The organism is Gemmiger sp. An120 (genome assembly GCF_002160955.1).
GTDB lineage: Bacteria > Bacillota > Clostridia > Oscillospirales > Ruminococcaceae > Gemmiger_A > Gemmiger_A avium.
In genome coordinates, this window is the sequence record NZ_NFLN01000046.1 from 1 (window position 1) to 635 (window position 635).

Genomic DNA, 635 nt, shown 5'->3' on the forward strand with positions numbered 1-635 from the left:
CACCTCTTTTATACTTCTTGAGGGCATCAATGATTTTACTCTGAGCCGCTGCCCTTTGATCCAGCAGATATAGAAAACGGCTTATCTTTTCCTGTTCAGCAATCGTTTGTGGAGATGAGATTTCAGTTTTAGAAATATTACCCTTGCTGATAGACAGAACTTTAATACCTTGCATTAAAGGAAGGAGCTGCTTGTGATAGTGGGGGGTGTTCATGTAATACCCCAAATACATGGATGCAAACGGGAAAAGAGGTCTACACGGAACTGTATGCAGTCCAGCCTCGATCTTTCTGCCGGAAATATTCAATAGTTCAATTGTTTTTCCAACCGTTTCATCTTCGGCGGTATCTGCAACAATTATATCCCCGTCTTGAAGATAGTCGTAATTTGTGCTTTCATGCCCAGAAATAATGTGGGGAATGGTGTTGTCTGTGGCATTGAGAATACTTCCGTATTTGATCAATACATCACCATAATGAATATCCAGCACATCTCCGGTTGCATCAAGCTCAGCTCGTGAAAGAGTGTTGTTTTGCAAGAAGAAAAATACAGAGCTGAATTTGTGGCTACACCACGGCTCATCAAAGCCAGGGAAGCGGAGTTTCGGACGCTTTTCGAGACCGTTACTTGAGGAT

1 pseudogene is annotated in these 635 nt (G+C 42.5%); it reads right to left on the bottom strand.

From position 1 onward, the window contains the following. Positions 1–635, bottom strand: a pseudogene (locus tag B5E65_RS16300) (restriction endonuclease subunit S); the annotation flags it as partial.